This is a genomic window from Accumulibacter sp. (assembly GCF_031732815.1).
Lineage (GTDB): Bacteria > Pseudomonadota > Gammaproteobacteria > Burkholderiales > Rhodocyclaceae > Accumulibacter.
In genome coordinates, this window is the sequence record NZ_JAVMKF010000221.1 from 1 (window position 1) to 11643 (window position 11643).

The 11643-nt window shown below is 64.6% G+C and carries 12 protein-coding genes; all 12 read right to left on the reverse strand.

Annotated elements, in window-relative coordinates:
- Nucleotides 1-473: hypothetical protein (locus tag RKP46_RS13915; RefSeq protein ID WP_311107184.1), on the reverse strand; the 473-nt coding region annotated here is incomplete at its 3' end.
- 25 nt (nucleotides 474-498) lie between these two features.
- Nucleotides 499-768: a hypothetical protein gene (locus RKP46_RS13920; protein ID WP_311107185.1), complete on the reverse strand. Its 270-nt coding sequence runs from the start codon at nucleotides 766-768 to the stop codon at nucleotides 499-501.
- Between the two features lie 40 nt (nucleotides 769-808).
- Nucleotides 809-3142 (reverse strand): ATP-binding protein, encoded by a 2334-nt coding sequence (locus RKP46_RS13925; protein ID WP_311107186.1) that lies wholly within the window; start codon nucleotides 3140-3142, stop codon nucleotides 809-811.
- Between the two features lie 276 nt (nucleotides 3143-3418).
- Nucleotides 3419-3907, reverse strand: a complete 489-nt coding sequence (locus RKP46_RS13930; RefSeq protein WP_311107187.1) for a hypothetical protein — start codon at nucleotides 3905-3907, stop codon at nucleotides 3419-3421.
- Between the two features lie 357 nt (nucleotides 3908-4264).
- Nucleotides 4265-5860 (reverse strand): phospholipase D-like domain-containing protein, encoded by a 1596-nt coding sequence (locus RKP46_RS13935; protein WP_311107188.1) that lies wholly within the window; start codon nucleotides 5858-5860, stop codon nucleotides 4265-4267.
- An 80-nt stretch (nucleotides 5861-5940) separates the two neighbouring features.
- Nucleotides 5941-7449, reverse strand: coding sequence for an endonuclease/exonuclease/phosphatase family protein (locus tag RKP46_RS13940; protein ID WP_311107189.1), 1509 nt, complete (start codon nucleotides 7447-7449; stop codon nucleotides 5941-5943).
- 2 nt (nucleotides 7450-7451) lie between these two features.
- Nucleotides 7452-7958 (reverse strand): CinA family protein, encoded by a 507-nt coding sequence (locus RKP46_RS13945; RefSeq protein ID WP_311107190.1) that lies wholly within the window; start codon nucleotides 7956-7958, stop codon nucleotides 7452-7454.
- Complete coding sequence (locus RKP46_RS13950; RefSeq protein WP_311107191.1) at nucleotides 7958-8446, reverse strand: phosphatidylglycerophosphatase A; 489 nt, start codon at nucleotides 8444-8446, stop codon at nucleotides 7958-7960. The genes RKP46_RS13945 and RKP46_RS13950 overlap by 1 nt, the downstream gene beginning before the upstream one ends.
- A complete protein-coding gene (gene thiL, locus RKP46_RS13955; protein WP_311107192.1) occupies nucleotides 8439-9395 on the reverse strand; it encodes a thiamine-phosphate kinase in 957 nt (318 codons plus the stop codon). Before thiL ends, RKP46_RS13950 begins: the two co-directional genes overlap by 8 nt.
- 52 nt (nucleotides 9396-9447) lie before the next feature.
- Entirely contained in the window at nucleotides 9448-9945 is a 498-nt protein-coding gene (gene nusB / locus RKP46_RS13960) for a transcription antitermination factor NusB (RefSeq protein ID WP_311107193.1), read from the reverse strand.
- A complete protein-coding gene (gene ribH / locus RKP46_RS13965) occupies nucleotides 9942-10421 on the reverse strand; it encodes a 6,7-dimethyl-8-ribityllumazine synthase (RefSeq protein ID WP_311107201.1) in 480 nt (159 codons plus the stop codon). Before ribH ends, nusB begins: the two co-directional genes overlap by 4 nt.
- A 38-nt stretch (nucleotides 10422-10459) precedes the next feature.
- The gene (gene ribBA, locus RKP46_RS13970) at nucleotides 10460-11593 is read right to left on the reverse strand and encodes a bifunctional 3,4-dihydroxy-2-butanone-4-phosphate synthase/GTP cyclohydrolase II (protein ID WP_311107194.1); all 1134 of its coding nucleotides are present in this window, start codon (nucleotides 11591-11593) and stop codon (nucleotides 10460-10462) included.
- Nucleotides 11594-11643: the final 50 nt, after the last annotated feature.

Genomic DNA, 11643 nt, shown 5'->3' on the forward strand with positions numbered 1-11643 from the left:
CCCGAGACGAAGTCCACTGTGAGTGGCATCACATTCTCGTAAACAGCAATCCCTTTCGTCTCGTCGATCGACAGCATTCTGCACCAGCCGATTTCCCGCTTGCTGCCGCCGCGCACGACCGAGTTGTATCCGGCGCCGTCATCGTCGTTGGCGTGCAGCCAATCCAGGGTCGAGTGAATCATCGTTTTGCCCGGACCATGCTCATACCAGACGCGAATGAAATTCATCCCCGCGCGAATGGAAAGATGTCGGGACGAGGGGAAGTTCTTTTCAATGGCGCGGAAGGTATCGATCAGCATTGAATACGGATACCACTGCGCCGCGTCGATGGTGTCGACCTTCAGCGCCATGCCCTGTGGCAGAACGCTCAGGTTATAGAATGCCTGAGTCAGGCCGATCAGAAAGGAGCCCGCCACTTCCCCTTTTGCCGATGTCGGGGGTAGTTCTGGCGCTGCGCTACAGTTGGCTTGCATTGTCTTCTCCGTGCAGAGGCTGGGCTCAAGCCGGCTGAGTGGGCGCGCCGAACAGCGCGGCACTGGTGCGAGTGATCCGCTCCAGGTCGGCGAGCGCGTCGGACAGGTTTTGCTCGACGCGCCGGCCAACTTCGGCCATCAGTCGCCTGGCAAGGTCACCAACGGCTTCCTCAGCGTTCCGGAACGACAGGTGAGCGACCAGCCCGACGGTGCCGACGATCAGCCGCACGCTGGACGCGCTGCGCATCAGCACGAGGGCTGGTCGCCGGGATCGATCGGTCAGATCGGCAAGCAAGCCCGCCAGCCTCATTGCTCGTCCTTTGGTGTCCACGACTTCACCTCGCCCCATGCTTCAATCGGTCGGCCTTTGCCGCCGCACCTGTTTCAGATACGCCTTTCAGCGCGTTTCCAATCAGCCCGTAATCGAAGTTGTAAGCGTGCTCTCGCAACCAGTGCGCGAGAGCCGCATCGTGTTCCCAGACCTGTTCGATCAGGGTGTCGATGCGCCGGACATCCAGCATCACCAGGGCGTCAGCCAAATCCCTCCGCAACACCTGCGGCAGCGCCGCCAGGGCCGCGCGATCCGGCACCTGTTCCCCGAGGGCTGCGCTCGCCGGCGCCGCCGCCGCCTCCTCCTGGCGCAGAAAGCGCACGCCCAACTGGCGCTCCAGGCAGCCGAAAATCTCTTCGAGCCGGAACGGTTTGTGCATGACATCGTCCATGCCCGCCGCCAGCATCTCGCCGCGCTGCTCAGCAAACGCCGAGGCGGTCAGGGCGACGATCTTCACCGCCGCGCCCCCCTCCAGCGCGCGAATCCGCCGGGTGGCCTCCAACCCGTCCATCACCGGCATGCAGCGGTCCATCCAGATGAAGTGCGGCCGCCACTGCAGGAAACGTTCGATCGCGTCGGCGCCGTTGTTCGCTATCCGCAACTGCAAGCCGACATCTTCCAGCAAGCGGCTCAGCAGCAAGGCGTTTTCCCGCTGGTCTTCGACGATCAGAATCCGCCACTGCGGCTCGCCCGGCGCCAACCCCAGCACTTCGCCGCGCGCCGCCTCGGGCTCCACCAGTTCGGCTGCGGCTGCTGCCTGGACCGGCAGGTCGATCCAGAAGCGGCTGCCCTGACCGAGCTGGCTGCTCACCCCGATGCGCCCGCCCATCAACTCGACGAACTGCCGGGTGATCGCCAGCCCCAGTCCAGTGCCTTTCTGACCGGCGGTCGAACCGGCCTGCACGAAAGGCTCGAACACCCGCGCCTGATCTTCGGGGGAAATGCCTGGTCCGGTGTCCTCCACCTCGATCAGGAGCCGGGGCTGGTTCGCGTCGGGCTGGGCCTCGAGCCGCAGGGTCACAGCCCCCTCTTCGGTGAACTTGATGGCGTTGCCCAGCAGGTTGACCAGCTCTTGCCGCAGCCGGGTTTCGTCGCCTCTGATATAACGCAGTACGCGGGGCGACTGTTCCAGGCGCAGTTCGAGGCCCTTTTCCACGGCGCGTTGTCTCATCATGCTCACCACATCTTGCACCAGGGTGTGAAAATCCAGCGGCGCCATCTGCAGTTGCACGCGACCCGCCTCGATCTTGGCCATGTCGAGAATGTCGTTGATCAGTTCCAGCAGGTGCGTGCCGCTGCGGTTGATGATATCCAGATGCTCCCGGGCGCGCCCGGCCATCCTGTCCTCCCGGCGCAGCAGCGCCGAAAAGCCGAGAATCGCGTTCAGCGGCGTGCGCAGCTCGTGGTTCATGCTGGCCAGGAATGCGCTTTTGGCCTGGTTGGCCGCTTCGGCGGCGTCTTTGGCCCTTCTCAATTCTCGCGTTCGGTTGGCGAAGATTTGTTCGAGGTCGGCGTTGAGCTGGCTGATTTCCTTTTCCGTTTTGATGCCCGGGCCTTGCTGGGTTCCCGCCTCGGCAAAATAGGCGCAGAACTTGATGAAGTAATCCATCATCTGGTCGATCTGCTCGCGACTGGTGATGTCGTAATGGCTGATCGCCTTGAGAAACATGCGTCGGCTTTCCGTGATGGCGTTGGCCAGAATGCTGCTGATTTCGCTGTAGTACTCCGTATCCACCGCGCGGCGTTGCCGCAGCCCCTTGTAGCGCCAGACCAGGCTGTCGATCTCCGCCGGGGTCAAACTCAGCGTACGACCAAGCTGGAGGTCGTCGATACGGCGGTCAAGGTCCTGGCAGGTGTCTTTCGGCTTCTGGCGAAAGCGCACCGTGTGCACCAGTCTGTTGAAAGCCGGATTCGGCGCATAGGTTTCGCTGCTTCCCTCGATGGCGACGTATTCCGTGTCGTCGAAGAGGAAGCAGCCCCCGTAAAGCCCCCCGGTGAGGAAATCTGCCGAGAGCGGCGCCACGTTCTCGAAGACCGCAATGCCTTTCGTCTCGTCGATCGACACGATTCTGCTCCAGCCGATTTCATCCTTGCTGCCGCCGCGGACCACCAGGTTGTATCCGGCGCCTTCATCGTTGGCGCGCAGCCAATCCAGGGTCGAATGAACGATTTCTTTGCCCGGCCCATGCTCGTACCAGATGCGAATGAAGTTCATGCCGGCGCGAACGGAGAGCAGCCGGGACGAAGGGAAGGCCTTTTCAATCGTCCGGAAGGTATCGATCAGCATCGAAAACGGATACCACTCTTCCGCGTCGGTAGTGTCGATCTTCAGCGCCATGCCGCCCTGTGGCAGAACGCACAGGTTGAAGAATGCATGCGTCAGCCCGAGCAAAAAGGGGCCAGCCACTTCGGGGTTTGCGGATGCGGGTGGCGCTGGCGCTGCGCAATGGTTGTCTTCCATTGTCTTCTCCGCGTCGGGGCCGGGCTCAAGCGAACTGAATTCGTGCATGTCAGACAGGCTCTCGCGCAGGCCCCCAGACCCCGCCAAGCTCGGTGGCACAGGGCAGCGCGGCAGGAAAGCGGGTGCAAAGTCTGTTCATTCCAGGATTCGCTGTCAACCGAAATTGGCCGCCAGCGCAGGGGGAGCCAGCGCGGTGTACCTTGGCATTCTGGCTTTACCGGCGATGATTTTCTCGGCGATGCCGCGGACGAGTGCAGACCAGCGAGCGGCTTTCGGCAACTCAGGGGCAGTTGTCCGAACAGGGTCAAGACCCTTGCCGATACGGGCGACGCCGGCGACCAACAGCGGGCGACGGGTGATCGCGTCCAGGCGTGCCTCTGCATGCGTCAGGCGGACACGCCCACGCCGCCCGTCGTCATTCAGCGCCACCGCTCGCGCCGAGCGCTTGCCGTGTTCGCGGGCTGGCGTCGTGCAACTGCCCGAGCGCCCTTGATTCTTCAGTTCGTCGAAGCTGTTCTCGCCAGCGGTCCGATCGCGGTAGAGCTGGCCGATGGCCTCGAACGCGGCGTCGGCGCTGCTCACCAGGGCGGCGTACTCCCGCACTTCAGCCAGCGCTTTTCGCTCCACCTTCATCGTACCCATCGGGTGAACCTCCCTCTTGGCGGCAAACCGTCATCAATGCTTAGTTTGCACTAATTCCGCAGGGCTGAACTGAGGAAATCGGTTGAAGATGGTTTGATCTGCCTGGGGCACGACGCGCAGGAAACCAGCGAAGCGGCGGCCAGCCTGCCCGCCGCGCCGTCAGCTTGCTTGAGTGCAGCGCTTGCTCGTCTTGCCGCGATCGCCATCCCGAACTGGGACTGCCGGCGGACCTGCGCTAGCCGGTGCGGTGAGCGCTGGCGGATGGTGCGTGGGGGTGTTCTGGTTTGGCGAAAGGGTGTCGTCTGGTACGCCGCCGCCCGGTCGAACGGCGCGCGGCGGCATCGTGGTTGGCACCGTTCAGTAGTAGACCCTGAACAAGCGCTGGATCTGGTCGAATTCGTACAGATACGCCCTTGCCACGTCGTGATGGGTGGCGAGGACCATCAGGTCGTGCGAGAAGACCGAAGTGTTGTACCAGTTGAAGCTGCCTTCGATCACCGTCGCTTCGTCGATGATGCAGTATTTCGAGTGAATCGGCGAGTAGGGTACGCGATGGTCGGTCTGCCCGTAGACCAGGCCAACCGGAATTCCTGCCGCGCGCAGACCCTGTACCGCGGGCAGCAGCGGGCGGGCGAGTTCTTCGGCCATCGTTCTTTCGATGCCGACGCGTCCCTGTCGGGCGAGGTGGCCGTTGAGCAGGATATGCACGTGCACGCCGCGGTTGCGGGCGTGGATCAGCGCGTCGATCACGCTGTCGCCGTGCTCGCCGAGCAGGTTGCCGATGAGAAACAGGGTCAGCCTGATCGAGTGCCTGGCGCGGTTGATTTCGCCCAGGATCGCGTGATGCGGGCGGTAGTACTTGCCGTTGAGCAGCGTGTGCCGACCGTAGGTATACAGCAGGTTGAAGTGGCTGAGCGGGTCGATGCCGTATTTCTGGATGACGCCGCCGCGTTCGCTCTGGAAGACATTGTCGAGCAGCCGGCAGACGCCGCGCGAGTGGAAGGTCATGCCCGATTCCCAGTTCGCCCACCAGCGGTCGAAGGTGATGTTGAACGAGCCGAGGATGCAGTCCTCATCGTTGAAGATGATGAACTTGGTGTGCATGTCGGGATCGACCTCGATCAGATGGTGCTTGGGCGTGCAGACGACGCCGATGAGTTCGATGCCGGCGCGTTTCAGACGCGCGTAGTTGGGGCTGTTGGTCAGCGTCATCTTGCGCCAGTCGACGATGCACTGCACCCAGACGCCCTGTTCGGCGGCGAAGACCAGGTGGCGCGTGAAGTCGTGGTCGTCGATGCAGTCGACGCTGACCTTGATCGTGCAGAAGCGATTCGCATGCTCGTGCTTGCACCGGATAACCTTGTCGATGTGCTCGTGAATGAAGCGCTTCGGGTGATAGGGGTGGTGCTGTTGCCCCTTGGTGAATTTCGGCACCAGGTGCAGCGAAGCGAAATGATGGTTGTACCAATCGACATCGCACTGCAGTTGCCAGGCGTTGGCCTCGTAGGTGTGATACGTGTTGCCGGTCGCCCACTCGTCGCTGATCTTCCGGTACTGCGGCTGTTCGTGCTGCAACTGCGCCCAGTCCATGAAGATGTACTCGAGCTGCGAAGCGATCGAGTGTTCGTCCAGGTGCACGACGAAAGCAAACTTGACGCAGCGGATATGGCCGAAGCTGCTCGAAAACGGGTGAATGTAGAAGTCGCGCGTGCGTCGTCGGTGATGGTTCCACTCGATGTCGTAGGGGTCGGTGTCAATGACAAAGGTTTCGCAGATCGCATTGTCGCGATAGACGCGCAGAATCACCTTCAGGTTGAGTTGGGCGCCATGCCAGACGTCGAAGTTGATCCGGCCCCAGCGCAGGAAGAATTGTTCGTTGAAATCGTTCACGCGAACGAAGGACCCGCCGAGGTTGCCATGTACCGGGCGGGCAAAGTTTTCTGCTGTGCTCATCTTTCCATCTCGTCATTCGTTGCCTGAACGCTCGCCGGCCCGCCTCGGGAACGGCGCGCGCGCTCGTCGGCCGGGTCCGTTCACGGCGCTGCGAAACTGAGCAGATACCCGCAGTGATCGGACACGCGGCCATAATCGTGGTCGTTGAAGACGACCCGACCGGAGACCGCGCGCAGCGCGCTTCCCCGGCGTAGAAAAACGTAGTCGATTCGCCGGTCGTCGCGCAAACCGTCGTAGGATGGCGCTCCGTCGGGGCGGAAGACGCTGCCGAAGACCTGTGGCGAGACGGCGCGCAGGTACTGGTCGTCGTACTCGTGCGAGTCGACGACGAAGCGATAGCCGCGCGAGCCGGCTTCGATGTTGAAGTCGCCGCAAAGCAGGCTGGCTGCCACGTGCGCCGTGTGTTCGTCGGTCGCCCAGCGGCGCAGGTTGTCGAACTGCTCGGCAAAGCCGTCGTTCCACCAGCTCAGGTGCGACGAGAAGACGTTGAGCAGGCCGAGGTGCGGTACCTTGATCTGCGCCATGACGACCTTGCGCGTATGGATGCTGTGCGGGTCCTGCGCGGTCGAGACGAAGCGCGCCTGATGGCGTGCGATCGGGTGCCGGCTGAGAATCGCGACGCCTTCGCGGTAGCGTTCGAATCCTTTGTGCGACCAGTCGGTGACCAACTGGAAAGGCGCCGCCAGGCGCTCATTAATGATTCGCGCCGTGTTGCTTTGCCAGTCGCCGCGGCCGTCGTTCCACAGCTCGGCCACTTCCTGCAGGCAGACGATGTCGACCGCCAATTCGTCGATCGCGCGTGCGATCAGCGACAGCTTGCGGTCCTGGTTCTCCTCCTGGCAACAGTGCAGATTGAGGATCAGGACTTTCAGCGGCGGGCGCTGCAGCGTGTAGTCGGCGCCCGCATTGTCGTCCCAGATGACCTGCTGCGCGGTTTCACAGGCGATCCGGTACTGGATGCGAAAGGCATCGGCCGCCTTGAGCGTCGTGTGCCAGACCTGGTAGCCGTACTGATTCGGGTTGCGCGCGTTGCTCAGCCACTCGTTGTCCCAATAGTTGCGCCGAAAGCGGTACGGCGTCTTGCGCGCCGTCTGCCAGTTGTCGGTCGTCCAGTGCAGCGTCACGCGGCGTGCTGGCAGACTGTTGCGCAGCGTCACGGTGAGTGGGATTTCCTTTTGTCCGGTGGCCAGAACCGCGTCGAGCGCACTGCTGATCAGTGGGCGCTGGTTGCCCAGGAGGATTCCGCAATCGGCGTCCATCGCATAGTTGCTGCCCTGGTTGTTGTCCCAGTATTCGGCATCGTGGCTGCGATGGCAGAGGGCAAAGCGCACGTTGCCGGGTAGCGTCGCGTCCTCGTCGAGCGTAAACGACGCCTGCGCGACCCAGTATTCGTTAGCGCCGTCGTCGGCCGCGGTGTGGAAGGTGGCCGGCAGCTTGTGCCAGACTTCGTCTTCGCCGGCCCAGCTGACATGCACATCCTTGTCGTATGCCAGATTGGCGACCAGCATGACGAAGTTCAGCATCTGGCGTGCTGGCGTCGTCCGTCGGGTGATCAGGTTTCTTGCGTAAAGTAGAGTAATCTCATTCATATTCATGCGCCAAGTTGAGTGGCCCGGCTGAGCAGGCCGAAAAGGGCGTGGGCGACCGACTGGGCGCGGATGGCCCGGCGGTCGCCAGTGAACCGTTGTGTTTCGCAAGCCAGCACATCGTCCGGCCCGGCCCAGGCAAAGCAGACGGTACCCACCGGCCGCGCCGGCGAACCGCCGCCGGGACCGGCGACGCCGGTAATCGCCAGTGCCCAGTCGGCGCGGCTGGCGCGCTGGGCGCCGCTCGCCATGGCAGCGGCGGTGGCCTCGCTGACTGCGCCGTGTGCCGCGAGCGTCGCTGGCTCGACCCCGAGCAAATCGACCTTGGCCTGATTCGAGTACGTGATGTAGCCGCGATCGAACCAGGCGGAACTGCCGGCGATCGCCGTCAGGCATTCTCCGACCCAGCCGCCGGTACACGATTCGGCGGTCGCCAGACGCTGCCCGTTGGTCAGGAGGAGCGCGCCGACGCGCGCCGCAAGTTCCTCCAGATCGCTTTGCCGGCTGTCCATCAGGCGAAGATGAAGCGCAGCACGGCGAGCACCAGCAGCGTGTAGGCGGCGGCGACCAGATCGTCGCACATCACGCCGAAGCCGTTCTTGACCTGTTCGTCGAAGTAGCGCGCCGGTTGCGGTTTGCCGATGTCGAACAGGCGAAAGAGAGCGCAGGCGGTCGCCTGCCACAGCCAGCCGGGCGGGCAGAAGAGCAGCACGAGCCAGAACGGAACGATCTCGTCCCAGACGATGCTGCCGTGATCGATCACGCCCAGGTCGCGCCCCGTCTTGTGGATCGCGGCGACGCCAATGACGAAGCAGAGCACCAGGAAGGCGAGCAACTCGAAGTCGTTCATCCACGGGCGCAACAGCGGAAACGACGCCCACGCGAAAAGCGTTCCCGCCGTTCCCGGGGCGCGCGGCGACAGCCCGCTGCCGAAACCGCAGGCGATCAGATGCGCCGGGTGGGCGAACAGAAAGCGCAGCGATGGCGCAGTGTCAGGCAAAGTGATCGAACCCCCGTTGTTCGCTCGCCAGCGGCCGACCGTCCGCGTCGAGCAGACGAAGGCCGCCGGCGGCTTCGACGATGCGACCGCAGCGCGTCAGCGGCAGCGCGACTTGGTCGGCGAGTTCGGCGATCGCCGCTCGCGCGCCAGGCGGCGCGGAAAAAACGAGTTCGTAGTCGTCGCCGCCGGACAACTGGCAGGTGCGCGCCAGCTCGAGCGCCGCGCCGGCGGGTAGCGGCGGCAGCGCGCTGACGTAAATTTCGGCGCCGACGGCGGAACGGTCGAGGATGTGCGCGAGGTCGGCGAGCAGGCCATCCGAGATGTCGATCGCCGCGTTGGCCAGCCCTCGCCGGCGCAGTTCCAGCCCCAGCTCGACCCGCGGCTGCGGTTGTTGCAGCGCAGCGAGGCAGCTTGTCGCCAGCGCCGGTGGGAGTTGCGTGCGACCTTGCAGGTGCGCGAGCCCGAGCGCCGCGCGTCCGGGCAGTCCGGAGACCCAGAGGTCGTCGCCGAGGCGCGCCCGGTCACGCCGCAAGGCGCTTCCCGCGGGAAGCTCGCCGAGCGCGGTCAGGCACAGGTTGAGCGGGCCGCGCGTCGTGTCGCCGCCGACCAGCTCGACCGCGAAGCGCGTGCTGCAGGCAAAGAGACCGGCGGCAAACGATGCCAGCCATTCTTCATCAGCGCTCGGCAGGCTGCCAGCGAGGAGCAGCCAGCGCGGCTGCGCGCCCATCGCCGCGAGGTCGGAGAGATTGACCGCTACCGCCTTCCAGCCGAGCAGCTCGGGACTCACCGTCGGCAGAAAATGCGTGCCCTCGACGAGCATGTCGGTGGTGATCGCCAGTTCCATTCCGGCGCTCGGAACGAGCAGCGCGCAGTCGTCGCCCGGCCCGAGCACAGCGCTCGGCGTTGGCTGCGAAAAGTGGCGGCGAATCAGGTCGAACTCGCTGGGCATGGTCTGTTCGCCGGGTTGATCGTGGCCGCCGATGCCGGGCGCGGGCGGCCGCTTAGCGCGCTCGCTTGCTGCCCGCCTGGCGCGCTTCGACTTCCGGGCGTCGCAGGCGGACGGCCATCTTGTCGAGCACGCCATTGACGTACTTATGTCCGTCCGTACCGCCGTACGCCTTGGCCAGCTCGATCGACTCGTTGATGATTACACGATACGGCGTCTGCGGATAGTTGGCCAGCTCGAAAGCGCCGGCGAGCAGGACGCAGGCTTCGACCGGCGACAGCTCGGCGAAAGGCCGATCGAGGCAGTCCTGCAACTGTCCGGCGAGGCTTTCGTGCTGCGCGAGAACGCCGCGCAGAAGCGCGACGAAGAACTTCCGGTCGGCTTTCGCGAAACCTTCGCTGTCCGCCAGATGGGCTTCGATCGCGGCTTCGTCGCTGCCGCTCACCTGCCACTGATAAAGCCCTTGCAGGGCGAGCTCGCGCGCCCGGCGGCGCGGCGAGACGACGGCTGCCGGGCGCTCGTCGGGCGCCCGCTCGGGCAGCTCCGGGCTCACGCCGACTCTCCGAGCAGGTGCAGCAGCTTGGCCATCTCGACCGCCACCTGGGCGCAATCGATTCCCTTCTGTTGCATGCGAGCCAGTGCCTGGTCGTCGTCCTCGCAGGTCAGGATGCCGTTGGCGATCGGCACGCCGGTCGTCAGCTGCACTTCCATCAGCGCCCGGCACGCGTCGTTGGCGACGACCTCGAAATGGTAGGTTTCGCCGCGGATCACCGCGCCGAGCGCGACCAGCGCGTCGAAGCGCCCACTGCGCGCCATCGTCTGCAGCGCCAGCGGAATCTCCAGCGCACCGGGGACGGTGGCGATCCGGATGCTGCCGTCGGCGACGCCGAGGCGTTTCAGCTCGCCGGTGCAGGCGCTCAGCAAGCCCTCGCCGATTTCCAGGTTGAAGCGGCTCATGACGATGCCGACGGTCAGGCTGTCGCCGCTCAGCTCGACGTCGTATTCGTCGATGCTGGCATAGCGCGCCATCGACAGAGGGGTCTCGTGGCGTACCGTGCGCGTTCCCATCAGCGGCTCTCCAGGTCGGCCGGCGAGGCGATGTAGCCGGTCACTTCAAGGTCGAAACCGGTCATGCTCGGCATCCGGCGCGGACTCGACAGCAGGCGCATCTTGCCGACGCCGAGATCGCGCAGAATCTGCGCGCCTATCCCGTAGATGCGGGGGTCCCAGCGCGCCGCCGGGCGCCGGGTGGCGGCGGGCTCGCGCAACATCGTCAGCAGATCCTGACCGCTCTCCGGTCGATGCAGCAGAACGATCACGCCCGCCTCGGCGCGCGCCAGCGCCGCCAGCGCGACGGAGAGCGGAAAGCTGTGGCGGCCGCCGTCGGGGTCGAGAAAATCGACCACCGAGAGCGGTTCGTGTACGCGCACCAGCGTTTCGCGATCCGGCCGTATCTCGCCCTTGGTCAGAACCAGGTGAACCTCGTTCGAAGTGCAGTCGGTGTAGGCGTGCAGCATGAACTCGCCGCAGGCCGAGCGCACGCTTTTCGACAGGCTGCGTTCGACGAGCATTTCGTGCCGACTGCGGTAATGGATCAGGTCGGCGATCGTGCCGATCTTCAGGCCATGCTCGCGGGCGAAAGCGAGCAGGTCGTCGAGGCGCGCCATGCTGCCGTCTTCCTTCAGGATCTCGCAGATCACCGCGGCCGGTTCGAGCCCGGCGAGTTGAGCGAGGTCGCAGCCGGCCTCGGTATGCCCGGCGCGGACGAGAACGCCACCCGCTTGCGCCATGATCGGGAAGACGTGTCCGGGCTGGACGATATGCTCGGGACGCGCGTTGCGCGCCACCGCCGTCTTGATCGTCAGCGCCCGATCCTGCGCCGAGATGCCGGTGGTAACGCCTTCCGCCGCTTCGATCGAGACGGTGAACGCCGTGCTGTAGGGGCTCTTGTTGTCGCGCGCCATCTGCGTCAGGCCCAACTGCCGACAGCGCGCAGCGGTCAGCGTCAGGCAGATCAGACCGCGTCCGAAGCGGGCCATGAAGTTGATTGCTTCCGGTGTGACGTGCTCGGCGGCGAGGATCAGATCACCTTCGTTTTCCCTGTCCTCTTCGTCGACCAGGACGACCATGCGCCCGAGACGCATTTCAACGATGATCTCTTCGATTGGTGAAACATTGCCCGAACTGCTCTGTGGTGACATGCTTGGGAGTCCTCTGCGGCAGGAGTCGGCGCCGCGTGTCGCTGCGCCCG